Genomic DNA, 15,252 nt, shown 5'->3' with positions numbered 1-15,252 from the left:
CGCCTATGAAGCTCGAAGCAACCGTCGATGACCTGATGGACACGTTGCGCGCCGACCTCGAACGGCTCGCCGCGATCCCCTCGATCGCCTTCCCCGGCTTCCCGGCCGCACCGGTGCAGGAGGCGCACGACCTGCTGGTCGAGCTGTTGCGGGGAGCGGGGGTGCCGACTGTCGAGCGGCTCGACCTGCCGGACACCTCACCCGTGATCTACGGAGAGATCCCGCCGCCGACCCCCGACGCTCCGACGGTGCTGCTCTACGGCCACTACGACGTCCAGCCGCCCGGCGACGAGGGCCTGTGGAAGTCGCCGCCCTTCGAGCCGACCCCGATCGAGGGCGGGCTGCGCGCCCGGGGCATCGCGGACGACAAGTCCAACGTCATCGCGCACCTGGGCATGCTGCGGGCCTACGGCGGCAGGCCGCCCGTCGGGATCAAGATCGTCATCGAGGGCCAGGAGGAGTACGGCAGCGCCTTCGACGACTATCCGCCCACCGACCCGGAGCGGTTCGCCTGCGACGCCATGGTCGTCGCCGACCTCGGCAACCTCCGGCCCGGCACCCCCACGCTCACCACCGCGCTGCGCGGCGCGTCCGAAGTGGTCGTAGAGGTGCGCACCCTGGACGAGCCGCGCCACAGCGGTGAGTTCGGCGGTGCGGCACCCGACGCGCTGCTCGTGCTCCTCAAGGCCCTGGCCACCCTGCACGACGTACACGGAGACGTGGCCGTGGAAGGGCTGCGGCGGGAGGACTGGAGCGGCACCAGCTACACCGAGGACGAGTTCCGCTCGCTCGCCGGTGTGCGCGACGGGGTGCCGCTCATCGGCAGCGGCAGCCTGGGCGAGCGGCTCTGGAGCGGCCCCGCGATCACGGTGATCGGTCTGGACGCACCCAGTGTCGAGCACGCCGCGTCGGCCGTCGTGCCGTACGCGCGCGCCAAGTTGAACCTCCGCTTCCATCCCCGTCAGGACGCGAGGGAGGCGCAGGGCAAGCTGGTCGACCACCTGCGTTCGCTCACTCCCTTCGGCGTCCACCTCACCGTCACGCCGGGCGACACCGGCCCCGGCTACGAGGCGGCCACCGGCGGCCCCGCCTACCGCGCCGCGCGCGCCGCCCTCAAGGAGGCCTGGGGCGAGGACGCCTCGTACGTGGCGACCGGCGGCTCCATCCCTCTGGTCAACGGCCTCGCGCAGGCGGCACCCGGCGCCGAGGTGCTGCTCTTCGGCGCCCAGGACAGCATGTGCAATCTGCACGCCCCGAACGAGCGTGTCCTCTTCTCCGAGCTGCGCAACACGGTCGTCGCCATGGCCGCCTTCGTGCGTGAGTACGCGGCCGACTTCAACGGCTCAGGCTCAGGCTCAGGCCCCGGAACCGGCTCCGGTGCCGCCGGGGAGAGCCGAGCATGAGCACCACAGCGACCGATCCCGGCACCGAAGAGCCGCAGCACAAACGGAAGTTCACCTTCCCCAGCGCTCTGACCATCCTCGCGATCGTCACCGTGGCCGTCTGGCTGCTCGCCTTCCTCATTCCTTCCGGCGCCTACGACCGTGACGGCAAGGGCGCCCCGGTCGAGGGCAGCTACCACCGCGTCGACTCGGACCAGAGCTTCGTCGACCGGCTCAACGACCTTTTCCTCGCCCCGGTCAACGGCCTGTACGGCATCCAGGACGAGAAGTCGGGCGTCGTCGGGCCCGACCTGGCCGGTGAGCTCTACGGCAGCGCGGGCGTGTTCCTGTTCGTGCTCGCCATCGGCGCGTTCATCACCGTCGTCTTCGCCACCGGCGCCCTCGACCGCGGCATCGGCCGTCTCGCGCACCGGCTGCGTGACCGCGGCGCGATGCTGATCGCGGGCGTGATGCTCGTCTTCTCCGTCCTCGGCACGGTCGAGGGGTTCGCGGAGGAGACGCTCGGCTTCTACGGCCTGATCGTGCCCCTGATGCTCGCCCTCGGCTACGACCGGATGGTCGCGGTCGGCGCGATCATCCTGGGGGCCGGGATCGGCGTGCTCTGCTCGACGGTCAACCCGTTCGCGACCGGAGTCGCCTCGTCCGCCGCGGACATCTCGCTCGGCGACGGCATCGTGCTGCGGTTCGTGATGTGGGTCGTCCTGACCGCGGTCACCATCGCCTACGTCATCCGCTACGCGAAGCGCGTACAGAAGAACCCGGAGCGCTCCCTCAGCGGCTTCCTGCCCGGAGACCGTGAGCAGACCGCCGACGACGCGGGCGAGGTGCCGGAGCTGACGCGCCTGCACAAGGCCGTCCTCGTCCTGGTCGGCCTGGTCTTCGCCTTCATGATCTTCTCGGTGGTGCCCTGGGCGAGCGCGCTCACGGGCGACGCGGACGCCAAGCCGTACGGATTCGAACTCGGCTGGTCCTTCCCGCAGTTGGCGGCGCTCTTCTTCTGCGCGGCCGTGCTCGTGGGATGCGTGGCACGGATGGGCGAGCAGAAGCTCAGCTCGACGATCATCCAGGGTGCGGCCGACTTCATCTCGCCCGCGCTGGTGATCGTGCTCGCGCGCGGCGTCACGGTGATCATGAACAACGCGAAGGTCACGGACACCGTCCTGCACTCCATCGAGGGCGTGGTGAAGGGCACGTCCTCCGGCCTCTTCGCGATCATCGTCTTCGTCGTGAACCTGCCGCTGGCCTTCCTGATCCCCTCCACCTCCGGCCACGCGACCCTCGCCATGCCGATCCTCGCCCCGCTCGCCGACTTCGCCGACGTCTCGCGCTCGGTCGTCGTCACGGCCTGGCAGGCGGCCAGCGGCTGGATGAACCTCTGGGTGCCGACGACGGCCGTCACCATCGGCGGCGTCGCACTCGCCAAAGTCGGCTACGACAAGTACCTGCGCTTCGTCTGGCCGTTGCTCGCCATCTTGTTCGTACTGATCTGCGTGTTCGTGGCGCTCGGAGCGGTGATGACATGACGCATACCCCCAACGAAACCGTTCGGCCATCGGCCGCCGCCTATCGCAACCTCGCGGTCGCCACGGTCGGGTTCACGCTCACCTTCTGGGCGTGGGACCTGATCGCGCCGCTCGGCAGCGACTTCGGGGACCGGCTCGGGCTCTCGTCGTTCTCGCAGTCCCTGCTGGTCGCCGTGCCGGTCATCGTCGGCTCGCTCGGCCGCGTCCCGGTCGGCGCGCTCACCGACCGCTACGGCGCGAGGCTGATGTTCCCGCTGGTCTCGGCGCTCACGATCGTGCCGGTGCTGCTGATCATCCCGGCCAAGGACAACTACGTCGCGATGCTCGCGGTCGGCTTCCTGCTCGGCCTGGGCGGCACGACGTTCGCGATCGGCATCCCGCTGGTCAACTCCTGGTTCCCGCCCGCCCACCGGGGCTTCGCGCTCGGCGTCTTCGGGATGGGCATGGGAGGCGTGGCGCTCTCCGGGTACTTCACGCCGCGGATCGCCAAGCACGGCGACAACCTGCCGTTCCTGGTCGTGGCGGTAGGCCTGGCGGCCTTCGCCGTGCTCGCGGCGCTGCTCATCACCGACCGGCCCGACCGCCCGGTGCCGACGAGCCCGCTGACGACCCGGCTCGGGGAGGCCGGGCGGCTGCGGGTGACGTGGGAGCTGTCCGCGCTGTACGCGATCGGGTTCGGCGGCATCGTCGCGTTCGGCGTCTATCTGCCCACGTACCTGAAGACCTGGTACGACCTCTCGCCAACCGACGCGGGCACCAAGGCCGCCGGGTTCGCGCTGGTCACGGTCATCTTCCGGCCCATCGGCGGCTGGCTCTCCGACCGGATCCACCCGGCGACGGTCACCTCGGTCGCGCTGTGCGTCGTCGCGGTCTTCGCCATCGCGCAGGCCTTCGAGCCGTCGCTGAATCCGGGCGGCACGATCTGCTTCCTGGTGATGGCGGCGGGCCTCGGCACGGCGAGCGGCAGCGTCTTCGCGCTCGTCTCGCAGGTGACGCCACAGGCGCAGGTCGGGTCCGTGACGGGCATCGTCGGGGCGATGGGAGGCCTGGGAGGTTTCGTCCCGCCGCTGGTCATGGGGGCGATCTACAGCGCCAAGGACTCGTACTCGATCGGCTTCATGCTGCTCTCGGACCTGGCGCTCGCCGGGTGCGTGTACGCGTACGGGCGGATGCGGGGGCTGCGGGCCGGATAGGCGGTCGGTGTCGGCGGTCGATGTCGGCGGTCGATGCCGCCGGTGGGGTGTGCGGGGCGCGGGTTATCTTCGGCCGATGGGCCTTTATCCGGAGATCGAGCCGTACGACCACGGCATGCTCGAAGTCGGCGACGGAAACCGCGTGTACTGGGAGGTCTGCGGCAATCCGCTGGGGAAGCCGGCGGTGGTGCTGCACGGGGGGCCGGGGTCGGGGTGCACGCCGTTCTTCCGGCGGTACTTCGACCCCGACGCGTACCGGGTGGTGCTCCTGGACCAGCGCGGGTGCGGGCGGTCGACGCCGCCCGCGAGTGATCCCCGTACCGACATGAGCGTCAACACGACCGGGCACCTGCTGGCCGATCTGGAGCTGTTGCGGCGGCATCTGGGGATCGAGCGGTGGCTGGTGTGGGGCGCGTCCTGGGGGTCGGTCCTGGGACTCCGGTACGCGCAGAAGCATCCCGAGCGGGTGTCGGAGCTGGTGCTCACGGGGCTGGCCACGGGGAGCCGCGCCGAGGTGGAGCTGCTGACCCGGGGCGTCGGCCGGATCTTCCCGGAGGCGTGGGAGGCGTTCCGGGACGGGGTTCCCGAGGGGGAGCGGGACGGTGATCTGGCCGCCGCGTACAACCGGTTGCTGGAGTCTCCCGACGCGGGGGTGCGGGCCGCGGCCGCGAGGGCGTGGACCGACTGGGAGACCGCGTTCGCGTCGCAGGCGCCCCGGTCCGTTCCCCGGTACGAGGACGAGGAGTTCCGGGCGGGGTTCGCCCGGACCGTCACGCACTACTTCGCCCATGACCACTGGCTGGGCGGGGACGAGGTCGTTCTCCGGGACGCGGGGGCGCTGGCCGGGATTCCGGGGACGGTGGTGCAGGGGGTTCTCGACTTCGGGAATCTGGTGGGGATTCCTTGGCGGCTTCAGCGGGCCTGGCCGGACGCTGAGTTGATCCTGGTCGGGGACACCGGGCACAACGCGGGGGCGCGGGGGATCGCGGACGAGCTGGTGGCGGCGACGGACCGGTATGCCAAATCCCTCCCGAACGCGCGTACTTGGGCGCCGCCGTCGGAGTGATTCTTCGGGTGAACTGTCACCGGTACGGCGGTGTACGGGGCTTCGCGGGGGCCGGGCGACCGCAGACTCCGGGGAACGCGCCGGGGCCATCCGGTGCCGAGCAGCTGGAGGTGCCCGGTGTCGCAGCCGCCCTTCCGATCACTTGAACGTTCCCGCACCCGTACCCGTGGTGCTCGCCCCCGCCTTGCCCGGTTCCTCGCCGCCGCGCTGCTCCTGAGCGCGGCGGCGTCCGGCGGCGCGCGGGCGGCAGGGCCCGACCCCCGAGCGGCCACCGCGACCGGGGCCGCCCCCGAGACCGCCTTCTGGGTCGACCCGAACAGTAACGCCGCCCGCCAGGCCATCGCGTGGCGCAGCCAGGGCCGCACCGCCGACGCCCGGCTCATCGAGCGCATCGCGGGCCGCCCCCAGGCCGTGTGGCTGCACAGCCCGGGGCCGGGGTCCACGGTCCGCGCGGCCACGGAGGCGGCGGCCGCGGCGCGGAGAACCCCGGTGCTCGTCGCCTACTTCATCCCGCACCGCGACTGCGGTGACTACTCCGGAGGCGGGGCGGCGACCGCGGCGGAGTACCGGCGGTGGATCGACGAGTTCGCCGCGAGCATCGGGGAGCGCGCCGCGTACGTCATCGTCGAACCGGACGCCGTCGCGCAGAAGATCGCGGGCTGCGCGAAGGCCGACGCCCGCGAGCGGTACGGCCTTCTCGCCTACGCCGTCGAGCGGCTCAAGGCCCGTCCGCACGCCAAGGTCTACCTCGACGCGGGCAACTCAGGCTGGATCCCCGACGAGAGCCGGCTGGTGGCCCCGCTGCGGCAGGCCGGGATCGCCGGGGCCGACGGCTTCGCCGTCAACGTGTCCAACTACCAGACCAATGCGGCCAGTTCGGAGTACGGGCACCGCATCGCCGCAGCACTGGGCGGCGCCAAGCACTTCGTCGTCGACAGCAGCCGCAACGGCAACGGCCCCTACACCGGAGGCGGCGACGAGGCCTGGTGCAACCCGCCGGGGCGGGCCCTCGGCATCCCGCCCACCACCGCCACCGGCGACCCCGCCCTCGACGCCTACCTGTGGATCAAGCGGCCCGGCGAGTCCGACGGAACCTGCCGGGGCGGGCCGAGGGCGGGGCAGTGGTGGCCGCAGTACGCGCTCGGGCTCGCGAGCAGGGCGCGGGGCTGAAGGTACGGGGCTGAAGGCGCGGGGCCAAGGCGCAGGGCTGAAGGCGTGAGGCGCCCGGGCCTCAGCCCCCGGCGACTGGCGCGCTCTAGTAGTGCGCTCTAGTGGCAGTAGGATGATCCTTGCTCAAATGACATGTCAATAGGTTGTGAGACGGGGAACGGCGACGCGGATGGGTTCACAGGCGGATGTATCGGGCAATCGGCGCCCCACGATGGCGGATGTCGCCGCCAAGGCGGGGGTGTCGCGCGCGCTGGTCTCGATCGTCTTCCGGGACCAGCCCGGGGCGAGCCAGGAGACCCGCGCCCGGGTGCGCCGCGTCGCCGAGGAGCTGGGCTACCGCCCCGACAACGCGGCCCGGCTGCTGGCCCGCGGCCACAGCCGCACCCTCGGCGTCCTGCTGACGGTCCACCAGCCCTTCGACGCGGACCTGGTCGAAGCGGTCTACCCGGAGGCGGAGAAGCTCGGCTACGACGTCCTGCTGTCGGCGAACGCACCGGGCCGCAGCGAACGCAAGGCGATCGAGGCCCTGCTCAGCCACCGCTGCGAGGCGCTGATCCTGCTCGGCCCCGGCGGGGAGCCCGCGGAGCTCGACGAGGTGGGGCGGCGCACGGTCGCGGTCTCGGTGGGCCGCAGGGTCCCCGACGCGCGGCTCGACAACGTCCACACGGCCGAGGCGAAGGGGGTGCGCCAGGCCATGGACCACCTGGTGGAGCTGGGCCACCGGCGCATCGTGCACGTCGACGGCGGCCGTGACGCGGGTTCGGCGGACCGCCGCAAGGCGTACCGCGCGGCGATGCGGCGCCACGGCCTGACGGCGGAGAGCCGGGTGGTGGCCGGACGTCACACGGAGGAGGCGGGCGTCGAGGCGGCCCGCCTGCTGCTCGCCGAGGAGAGCCTGCCGACCGCGGTCCTGGCGAGCAACGACCGTTGCGCGCTCGGCCTGTTGATGGCGTTCACGCGGGCCGGCGTGGACATCCCCGGCCAGGTCTCCGTCGTCGGCTACGACGACAGCCACCTCTCGCACCTGATGCCGGTCGGCCTCACCACGGTCCGCCAGGACGCGGCGCTCCTGGCGGAGCACGCGGTGCGGTTCGTGGTGGAGCGGCTCGAGGGGAAGGGCCTGGAACCCCGGGAGGCGGTGCTCGATCCGAAGCTGGTGGTGCGGGGGTCTACTGGGGCGCCCAGGAAGGGGTAATTCCTTCTCCTGCCCCTTCCCCGGGTGCTACGGGACCACGGCCGTGGCGGTGATCTCCACCAGCTGGCCCGGGTAGCCGAGGCACGTCGTGCCGAGCAGCGTCGAGGTGTGCGGGCCCTTCGCGAGCAGGTCGGAGGCGCGGACGACCTCCCACGCCTCGGTCAGCGGGCCGGGCTCGTCGCTCACGACGTACACCGTGCTGGCCACCACCTGTGTCAGGTCGCTGCCGATCGCGCGCAGGGCCTCGTCGAGATTGGCGACGACCTGCTCGGTCTGGCGCGCGACGTCACCCTCCCCGACGAGATTCCCCCCGGGGTCGAGCGGCACCGAGCCCGCCATGAAGGCGATCCTGGTGCCGGTCTCGACGACGGCGGCGTGAGCGTATCCGGGCGGCGGGAAGAGGGTGGGCACGACGGTGCGGCGAGTGGTGGTCATGGGTCCGATCCTGCGGGAGTCGGGCCGCCGTGCGCATCCGAATTCCGCGCGAGCGCCGGCCGCACGCGTGTCAGCGCACCTCCGCCGGTGAAGTCCCGCCCCTCACCAGCAAGTTCGGGGCGCCTTCGCCGTCGGCCCGTGCCGTCCAGATGTCCTGCTTTCTGCCTTCCGCACCCGGCAGGGCGTACGCCAGGGTGTCGTCGTCCAGCCATGCGGCCTGGTCGTCGACGTTGCGGGTCTCGGCGAGGGAGTGTTCGCGCATCGTGCGGAGGTCGAGGACGTAGAGGCGCCAGGGGTCCGAAGTGCCCTTGCGTACGCGCTTCTTGAAGGCGATGCGCGTGTTGTCGGGGGAGAGCGAGGGGCACTCCACGTTCGTGCGCAGGGTGCGGGCCGCCCACTTCTTCATGTCGCCCTGGACCAGGTAGGTCTTGCCCTTCGTCGAGACGGTCGCGTAGAAGCGGTTGTCGTCCTCGGCGAAGGTGACGCCCCAGTAGTTGACGTCGGGGGAGTGGTAGCGACGGCCGTCGAGGGTGAGGGGGATCTCCTCCATGTTCTTGATCAAGTAGCCCGTGCGGGTGTCCAGGATCGAGGTACGGGTGGAGAAGGACGACCCCGCGTACGAGTCCCCCGTCGCGAACATCGTCCAGGACAGCATCCGGCCCGACGCCGAGACCCGGGCCCGGTTGGGGATGCCGGTCAGCGCGATGCGGCGCTTCTCGCGCAACTGCCGGTCCAGGACGAGGGCGTACGACTTGGGCGGGATGCCGGAGCGGCGCTGGAGGCAGAGCGCCGTGCCCGCGGCGGCGTAGAACCGCTCGCAGGAGGGGCCGCGCGGGCCACGGGGTTCCTGGGGGCCCGCGCCGGACGGGGTGCTGATACGGGCCACGCGGCCCGCGCCCGCTTCCGTGCTGCGGAAGTAGAGGTGGCCGGAGTCGAGTGCGAACTCCGAGGTGGCGGCGGTCGGTTCGGCGCGCTCGGCCGCGCGCAGGGTGTAGGCGACGGCCACGGTCGCGAGGAGGGCGGCAGCCGCGGCGACGGCGATGATGCGGGTGCGGAGGGAGTTGGGGGTGAGAGTGGCGCCGGGGCCGGCTTCAGGGTCGGGGCTGGGGCTGGGGATGGGGCTGAGGTCGGTGTCGGGTTGGGGTTCGGGCTCCGGTTCCGGTTTCGGTTCCGGATTCGGTTCCGGATTCGGTTCGGAGGAGGTGGGGGGCTTCATGACTGTGTCTGCCTTTCCCGGCGAGGGAGGAGCGCCGTGGCCCCCGCCAGTGCCGCCGTCAGTGCGAGTGCCGCGCAGGTCAGCGCCGGGCCGATGCCCCACAGCGTCCAGGCCGCGCCGAACCCGGCGGCCGCGACGAGGCGGGCCAGCGCCTGGCCCGTCTGCAGGACCGCCATGCCGCTGGCCCGGCGCCCCTGCGGAAGCACCGGCGTGGCGAGCGCCATCAGGACGCCGTCGGTGGCCGCGTAGAAGATGCCGAGGAGCAGGAGTACGCCGATGAGCAGGGCCCAGCCGTCGGCGGGGGAGAGCAGCAGGACGTATCCGCCGAGCAGCGCGACATGTCCGGCCAGGAACGGGACGCGGCGGCCCGTGCGGTCGGCGAGACGCCCGGCGGGCACCGCGAGCAGCAGATAGACCGCGGCGGCGCCCAGCGGCAGCAGCGGGAACCAGCTGACCGCGAAGTCGAGCCGCCGCTGGAGGAGCAGGTAGAGGAAGGCGTCGCCGATGGTGGCGGCGCCGAGGAGGGACGCGGCGCCGAGGATGCGCCGGAAGTCGGGCAGGCGGAGGAGGTCGGCCACCTTGCCACGGTGCGATGCCGTCCCCGTGTGCGACGCCCGGGTCGGCGGCGCGTCACCCCGCCCCGGCACGAACGCCACCAGCATCAGCACGCCGAGCAGCCCGAAGCAGAAGCTGACCACGAACACGGCGTCGTACGCGTCCGCCGTCGCCCAGAGCAGCGCGAACGCGGCGAGCGGCCCGAGCAGCGCGCCCGTCGTGTCCATCGCGCGGTGCACGCCGAACGCCCTGCCCAGGGCGTCCGGCGGGCTGCTGAGCGAGATCAGCGCGTCGCGCGGCGCGGTCCGCACGCCCTTGCCGATGCGGTCGGCGGCGAGCGCCGCGCCGATCCCGGCCGTGGCGCCGCCCGCGAGGAGCAGACCGAGCCGGGAGAGCGCGGAGAGGGCGTAACCGCTGCCCGCGACGAGCTTGTGCCGCCCGCCGCGGTCGGCGGCGTACCCGCCGAGGAGTCGCACGAAGGCCGTGACGCCGTTGTAGAGACCGTCGAGGAAACCGAACTGGAGTGGCGAGAGCCCGAGTTGGAGCACGAAGTAGAGCGGAAGGACCGCCGTGACCATCTCCGAGGAGATGTCGGTGACCAGGCTGACCGCGCCGAGGGCGATGACGGGACCGGCGACGCGGCCGCGCCTGGTCTTGGCGCGCTGCTTGGGCTTGGGCTCGGTGCTCTCGGCCTCGGCTCCAGCCTCGGCTCCGGCCTCGGCTCCGGCTTCGGCCTCGGCTCCGGCCTTGGTCTTGGCCTTGGCGACCGCGTCCGTCGATGCCAGATACATCTCGGCGGCTCAGCGGCAGTTGTAGGACGGGCTGCTGTCCTTCGTCGAGCCGTCCGTGCCGACGAGGTTCCAGGAGAAGCCGGTGTCGGTGAAGTTGAGCTTCACCACGCCGTAGGTCTTGGTGATCCGCTTCTTGCTGTTGGGCTGGACCTCCTCGATCTTGTACGGGTTGGCGCCGCCCATGCCGCCGAGCAGTTCGACGATGCCGTTGGCGTCGGCCTTTCCGTCCGGGTTCTGCGGCGCGAACCGCTCGTAGTGGTGGTCGTGGCCGTTCATCACCAGCTCGGCCTTGTTGGCGTACAGGAGCTTCCAGATCGGCCTGCTGACCGGGTCGTTGCCGTGCTCGCCCGAGGAGAAGAGCGGGTGGTGCCAGTAGGCGGCCACGCACTTCTTGGAGTTGGCGGCGAGGTCGGCCTTGAGCCAGTTGATCTGCGCCCTGTCGTCGAAGCTGTTGGAGTCCAGGGCGATGAAGTGCCAGTTGTCCTTGTCGTAGCTGTAGTAGCTCTTGCCCTTGGGGTAGGCGATGTCCCCGAAGTAGGACTTGTAGCCCTCCAGGGCGCCGTCCGGGTCGTACGTCTCGTGGTTGCCCGGCACCGGGCGCGTCTTGTCCTTGAACGCGCCCCAGCTGGTGTCGTAGTAGTCCTCGAAGTCCTGAAGCCGGGCGTCGTCGTACTGGTTGTCACCCATCGTCAGGACGAAGGACGGGTTGAGCTTCTCGACGAGCGCGGCGGTCTTCGGGTGCGCGCAGCCGCTGTCGTCCGAGGTGCACTGTTCGGCGATGTCTCCGGCGGCCACCGCGGTGAAGGCGGCCCGCGCGTTGTCCTTGCCGCTCGGCGCGGCGTCGGCCTCGCCGGCGGGGGACCAGAGGAGGACCCCGCCGACGAGGGCGAGCGAGGCGCCCGCCGCCAGCGGGACGGCCCAACGGGTCTTGTTCCAACGGGCTTTGTCGGTGCGGGAGTTCATGGCGCGGGGGGTGGGCGGCATGTCCGTCTCCTAGATCGGCGTGGGGGGCCGTGAGCGGTGCGTAGGCCATTCGCAGGCATCTTGTCGAGGCGTCATGTGCGCGTCAATGACTTCGCCCGATAATTGTTAGGAAAGTTTCCTACCACCACTCGCCTCGGGACGGCTGGCCTAGGGTGGCGTGCGGGAATGATGTGCGGGTGACTGAGGGTGAGCGAGGTGGTGAACGTGATGGCGGGGGTTGCCGCGGCCACGAATGCCGCCACCGGCATGCCTTCGGCCGGGCGGATGCGTCGTGGCGGGCAGGGATCGGCCGGCGGGCAGATGCCGGATGGCGGGCAGGGGGTGACCGGTGGGCAGATGCCGTCTGCCGCCGGGAGGCTCGGGGAGCTCATGCGTTCCTGCGCCGCCGTGTTCCTCCCGGCCGAGGTGCCGAGGGAGGGGCGGCTCGCGTTCTGGGCGCCGGAGGGGAAGCTGCCTGCCGGGCTTTCCGGGGGTGCGGCCAGGCTGGCTGGGGTGGCCGAGTCTTCCGATTCGCCCGCGTCGCCCGCATCGCCCGCACCGTCCGAGCCATCCGAGCCATCCGAGTCGTCCGGCGGGGGCGAGGGCGGGCTGCCAGGGGCCGCCGAGGGCGAGGGCCGGCTGTCCGGGGCCGCCGAGGGCGAGATCGCCGTCGTACGCCCCCACGGCAAGGGCGTCCGCACGCGTACCGTCCCCGCGCTGATCCTGCCGGTGGCCGAAGCCGCCGCGCTCCTGCTGCGCGCCGGGCCCGCGCACCCCGCTGTCGCCTGCTGGGCCGCCGCCGCTCGGCACGCCCTGCACCTGGCCGCGCGGGGCAGGCTGCTGCCCGGTCTGACGGGCGACGACCTGGACGCGTGGCGGGCCGGGCCACTGGACGCCGCCGACGTCACGCAGCTGCGGGCGATCGCGGCCGCGCTGCCGGCGGAGGCGCACGCCGTACCCCTGCCCGGCAGCAAGCCCCTCCTGCTCCCCGAGCCGTTCGCCCTGGTCAGGGCCTTCGTCGACGCGGTGGTCGACACCCTGCCGCGTACGCCCGCCGCGGCGCACGCGGTCGGCGCACCCTTCGCCGCGCGGGAGCCGCAGCGGCTGCCGGGCGCGCGGGAGTGGGCCGCGGAGGTGGCGGCCGGGATGGACGCCGGGGTGCGGGTGTCACTGCGGCTCGATCTCCAGGCGCATGAGGTGTTCGACCTCCAGGCGGATGAGGTGTTCGACGGAGCGACGGACGACACGCCCGGCGATGCCGCATCCGGAGGTGTATCCGGATACGTGTCCGACGGCGGCGCGTCCGGCGGCCAGGCGGGCGGGCCCCGCGAGAGCATGGCGAGCCCGGCGGCGGCCGTGGTGCAGGTGCACAGCCTCGCCGACCCCACCCTCGTCGCGGACGCGTCCCAACTCTGGTCGGGAGCTGACCACTTCGGGCCGCGCGCCCGCGTCGACACGCTGCTCGCGGTGCGGCGCGCGGCCCGCGTGTGGCCGCCGCTGACCCGCCTTCTGGAACGCCCGCGTCCCGACGTACTGCCGCTGAGCGAGGCGGAGTTGTACGAACTCCTCGGCACGGCGGCCACCAGGCTCGGCGCGGCGGGCGTGGCCGTGCACTGGCCGCGCGAGCTGACGCGCGGCCTGACGGCCACCGCGGTCGTGCGTCCCGCGCCCGGCACGGCGGCCGACAACTTCGACTTCTTCAAGACCGAGCAACTGCTGGAATTCCGATGGCAGTTGGCGCTGTGTCCCGCCGACGGTGATGGGGACGGCGACGGGGGGCCTCTTACCGAGGCGGAGATGGACATCCTGGCGGAGGCGCACCGCCCGGTCGTACGCCTCCGTGACCAATGGGTCCTGGTCGACCCCGAACTCGTACGCAAGGCACGTAAGCGGGATCTGGGCCTCCTGGACCCGGTGGACGCGCTGTCCGTCGCGCTGACGGGGGCGGCGGAGGTGGAGGGCGAGCGGGTCGAGGTGGTCCCGATCGGCGCCCTGGCCCGGTTGCGGGGACGCCTGACCGACGACCTGCACCCCGTCGTCCCGCCGCCCGCGCTCGCCGCCACCCTCCGCGACTACCAGCTGCGGGGCCTTGCCTGGCTGGACCGGATGACGTCGCTCGGCCTCGGCGGCTGCCTTGCCGACGACATGGGCCTGGGCAAGACGGTCACCCTGATCGCCCTCCACCTGCACCGGGCCCGCACGGAACCGACGCTGGTGGTCTGCCCCGCGTCGCTGCTCGGCAACTGGCAGCGGGAGATCGAGCGCTTCGCGCCCGGCGTGCCGGTGCGCCGCTTCCACGGCACGGGCCGCAGTCTCGACGGCGACCTGGCGGGCGGCTTCGTCCTGACGACGTACGGCACGATGCGTACGAGCGCGTCCGAACTGGCTGCCCGCGCCTGGGGGTTGGTGGTCGCGGACGAGGCGCAGCACGTCAAGAACCCGCACGCGGCGACGGCGAAGGCGCTGCGCACGATCCCCTCGCAGGCGCGAGTCGCCCTCACCGGAACCCCGGTCGAGAACAACCTCTCCGAGCTCTGGGCCCTGCTGGACTGGACGACGCCGGGTCTGCTCGGCCCGCTCAAGTCGTTCCGCGCGCGCCACGCCCGCCTGGTGGAGGGCGGCGAGGACGAGGAGGCGATGGCGCGTCTGGCGCGCCTGGTCCGCCCCTTCCTCCTGCGCCGCAAGAAGTCGGACCCCGGGATCGCCCCGGAGCTGCCTCCGAAGACGGAGACGGACCACCCGGTGACGCTCACCCGCGAACAGGCGTCGCTCTACGAAGCGGTCGTACGCGAGACGCTCGCCCGCATCGAGGCCTCCGAGGGCATCGCGCGCAGGGGCCTGGTCATGAAGCTCCTGATGGCGCTGAAGCAGATCTGCAACCACCCGGCGCAGTACTTGAAGGACGGCGAGATCACGACGCGCGGGGGCCGCTCCCGCTCGGGGAAACTGGAGCTGCTCGACGAACTCCTGGACACGATCCTGGCGGAGGACGGCGCGGTCCTGATCTTCACGCAGTACGTGGAGATGGCGCGCCTGCTCGAATCCCACCTGGCGGGGCGGGGCATCGGCACGCAGCTCCTGCACGGGGGTACGCCGGTGCCGCGAAGGGAGGAGATGGTGGACCGCTTCCAGTCGGGCGAGGCCCCGGTGTTCCTCCTCTCCCTGAAGGCGGCGGGCACGGGCCTGAACCTCACCCGGGCGGGCCACGTCATCCACTACGACCGCTGGTGGAACCCGGCGGTCGAGGAACAGGCAACGGACCGCGCCTACCGCATCGGCCAGACCCAGCCGGTCCAGGTCCACCGCCTGATCGCGGAGGGCACGGTGGAGGACCGCATCGCCGAACTCCTGTCGGCGAAACAGGCACTGGCGGACGCGGTCCTGGGCGGCGGCGAGGCAGCACTGACGGAACTGTCTGATGCGGAGCTGGCGGATCTGGTGTCGTTGCGGAGGGTGTCGTGAGGGGCGGGGGTGGTGACGGCCGTGCCGACGGGACCGAGGCCGGTGGCGGCCGTGCCGGCGGGACCGAGGCCGGTGGCGGCAGTCGTGCTGACCGTGCCGGGACGGGCGGTAGCAGCCGTGGCGACCGTGCCGGGATGGGTGGCGGTAGCGGTTCTGTCCGTGCTGGGGTGAGTGGCGGTGGTAGTCGTGGCGACCGTGCCGGGATGGGTGGCGGTAGCGGTTCTGTCCGTGCCGGGGTGAGTGGCGGTGGTAGTCGTGGCGACCGTGCCGGGATGGGTGG

At 72.2% G+C, this 15,252-nt stretch carries 11 protein-coding genes; 7 read left to right on the top strand and 4 right to left on the bottom strand.

The features are described from left to right. Positions 1-5: 5 nt before the first annotated feature. The 6 genes from ACZ6ZP_RS01220 to ACZ6ZP_RS01195 all read left to right on the top strand — a co-directional run bounded on the left by ACZ6ZP_RS01220 (position 6) and on the right by ACZ6ZP_RS01195 (position 7,550). The gene (locus tag ACZ6ZP_RS01220) at positions 6-1,403 is read left to right on the top strand and encodes a M20/M25/M40 family metallo-hydrolase (RefSeq protein ID WP_469405149.1); all 1,398 of its coding nucleotides are present in this window, start codon (positions 6-8) and stop codon (positions 1,401-1,403) included. Next, positions 1,400-2,926, top strand: coding sequence for a YfcC family protein (locus ACZ6ZP_RS01215; protein WP_469405147.1), 1,527 nt, complete (start codon positions 1,400-1,402; stop codon positions 2,924-2,926). Before ACZ6ZP_RS01220 ends, ACZ6ZP_RS01215 begins: the two co-directional genes overlap by 4 nt. Further along, positions 2,923-4,119, top strand: a complete 1,197-nt coding sequence (locus ACZ6ZP_RS01210) for an MFS transporter (protein ID WP_351162172.1) — start codon at positions 2,923-2,925, stop codon at positions 4,117-4,119. The genes ACZ6ZP_RS01215 and ACZ6ZP_RS01210 overlap by 4 nt, the downstream gene beginning before the upstream one ends. Before the next feature lie 76 nt (positions 4,120-4,195). Continuing rightward, entirely contained in the window at positions 4,196-5,185 is a 990-nt protein-coding gene (pip, locus tag ACZ6ZP_RS01205; protein WP_469405144.1) for a prolyl aminopeptidase, read from the top strand. Between the two features lie 117 nt (positions 5,186-5,302). Further along, positions 5,303-6,355 (top strand): glycoside hydrolase family 6 protein, encoded by a 1,053-nt coding sequence (locus ACZ6ZP_RS01200; protein ID WP_469405143.1) that lies wholly within the window; start codon positions 5,303-5,305, stop codon positions 6,353-6,355. A gap of 211 nt (positions 6,356-6,566) precedes the next feature. Then, a complete protein-coding gene (locus tag ACZ6ZP_RS01195) occupies positions 6,567-7,550 on the top strand; it encodes a LacI family DNA-binding transcriptional regulator (protein WP_469405142.1) in 984 nt (327 codons plus the stop codon). Between the two features lie 27 nt (positions 7,551-7,577). On the opposite strand, the gene ACZ6ZP_RS01190 is transcribed toward ACZ6ZP_RS01195, so the two are convergent. From ACZ6ZP_RS01190 to ACZ6ZP_RS01175, 4 genes are all read right to left on the bottom strand, one after another. Beyond that, positions 7,578-7,985 carry a RidA family protein gene (locus tag ACZ6ZP_RS01190; protein WP_351162166.1) on the bottom strand — a complete coding sequence of 136 codons (408 nt, stop codon included), beginning with the start codon at positions 7,983-7,985 and terminating at the stop codon, positions 7,578-7,580. Between the two features lie 70 nt (positions 7,986-8,055). After that, a complete protein-coding gene (locus tag ACZ6ZP_RS01185; protein ID WP_469405140.1) occupies positions 8,056-9,201 on the bottom strand; it encodes a TolB family protein in 1,146 nt (381 codons plus the stop codon). Beyond that, a complete protein-coding gene (locus ACZ6ZP_RS01180; RefSeq protein ID WP_469405138.1) occupies positions 9,198-10,547 on the bottom strand; it encodes an MFS transporter in 1,350 nt (449 codons plus the stop codon). The genes ACZ6ZP_RS01185 and ACZ6ZP_RS01180 overlap by 4 nt, the downstream gene beginning before the upstream one ends. A 9-nt stretch (positions 10,548-10,556) precedes the next feature. Further along, positions 10,557-11,531, bottom strand: coding sequence for a metallophosphoesterase family protein (locus ACZ6ZP_RS01175; protein ID WP_351162160.1), 975 nt, complete (start codon positions 11,529-11,531; stop codon positions 10,557-10,559). Positions 11,532-11,795: 264 nt separating this feature from the next. Between ACZ6ZP_RS01175 and ACZ6ZP_RS01170 the strand changes: the two genes are divergently transcribed. Then, the gene (locus ACZ6ZP_RS01170; protein WP_469405768.1) at positions 11,796-14,972 is read left to right on the top strand and encodes a DEAD/DEAH box helicase; all 3,177 of its coding nucleotides are present in this window, start codon (positions 11,796-11,798) and stop codon (positions 14,970-14,972) included. Positions 14,973-15,252: the final 280 nt, after the last annotated feature.

The sequence above is a fragment of the Streptomyces sp. NPDC054047 genome, assembly GCF_055585065.1.
This window is presented reverse-complemented; position numbering and strand designations above follow the sequence as displayed.

What these genes read in the sequence shown, in the direction of transcription:
- ACZ6ZP_RS01220 (WP_469405149.1), top strand. Translation starts at nt 6, where the DNA reads ATGAAGCTCGAAGCAACCGTCGATGACCTGATGGACACGTTGCGCGCC.
- ACZ6ZP_RS01215 (WP_469405147.1), top strand. Translation starts at nt 1,400, where the DNA reads ATGAGCACCACAGCGACCGATCCCGGCACCGAAGAGCCGCAGCACAAA.
- ACZ6ZP_RS01210 (WP_351162172.1), top strand. Translation starts at nt 2,923, where the DNA reads ATGACGCATACCCCCAACGAAACCGTTCGGCCATCGGCCGCCGCCTAT.
- pip (WP_469405144.1), top strand. Translation starts at nt 4,196, where the DNA reads ATGGGCCTTTATCCGGAGATCGAGCCGTACGACCACGGCATGCTCGAA.
- ACZ6ZP_RS01195 (WP_469405142.1), top strand. Translation starts at nt 6,567, where the DNA reads ATGGCGGATGTCGCCGCCAAGGCGGGGGTGTCGCGCGCGCTGGTCTCG.
- ACZ6ZP_RS01190 (WP_351162166.1), bottom strand. Translation starts at nt 7,985, where the DNA reads ATGACCACCACTCGCCGCACCGTCGTGCCCACCCTCTTCCCGCCGCCC.
- ACZ6ZP_RS01185 (WP_469405140.1), bottom strand. Translation starts at nt 9,201, where the DNA reads ATGAAGCCCCCCACCTCCTCCGAACCGAATCCGGAACCGAATCCGGAA.
- ACZ6ZP_RS01180 (WP_469405138.1), bottom strand. Translation starts at nt 10,547, where the DNA reads ATGTATCTGGCATCGACGGACGCGGTCGCCAAGGCCAAGACCAAGGCC.
- ACZ6ZP_RS01175 (WP_351162160.1), bottom strand. Translation starts at nt 11,531, where the DNA reads ATGCCGCCCACCCCCCGCGCCATGAACTCCCGCACCGACAAAGCCCGT.
- ACZ6ZP_RS01170 (WP_469405768.1), top strand. Translation starts at nt 11,796, where the DNA reads ATGCGTCGTGGCGGGCAGGGATCGGCCGGCGGGCAGATGCCGGATGGC.